1 protein-coding gene and 1 pseudogene are annotated in these 259 nt (G+C 65.3%); one reads left to right on the forward strand and one right to left on the reverse strand.

Going from position 1 to position 259, the window contains the following annotated elements; genetic code table 11:
- Positions 1-190: hypothetical protein (locus PXJ20_RS33125; RefSeq protein WP_421032976.1), on the forward strand; the 190-nt coding region annotated here is incomplete at its 5' end.
- Here the strand turns inward: PXJ20_RS33125 and PXJ20_RS33130 are convergent.
- A pseudogene (locus PXJ20_RS33130) lies at positions 169-259 on the reverse strand (hypothetical protein); the annotation flags it as partial. The gene PXJ20_RS33125 and the pseudogene PXJ20_RS33130 sit on opposite strands and share 22 nt — an antisense overlap.

Below are 259 nucleotides of genomic sequence, written 5' to 3' on the forward strand. Positions count from 1 at the left end.
CGTGGTCGAGGTCGACGAGGAGAGCGACGCGATGTTGCTCGTGGCCGTGGAGACCGAACTCGACAACGATCCCGTGCTGCCGGAGAGCGAGCTGACCGTGCTGTTGGTACTCGACAGGCCCGTGGACAGCGAGCTGATGCCCGTGGAGGTCGAAGTCGAGAGCGAGTTCACCGCCTGGTTGGTGGCATAAAGCTGCGAGCCATTGATGGCGTCCGTGCTCGTCGCGCTCACGCGGCCGGCGGCCACGTTCGTGATCTGC

The organism is Paraburkholderia sp. A1RI_3L (assembly GCF_048957895.1).
Lineage (GTDB): Bacteria > Pseudomonadota > Gammaproteobacteria > Burkholderiales > Burkholderiaceae > Paraburkholderia > Paraburkholderia kururiensis.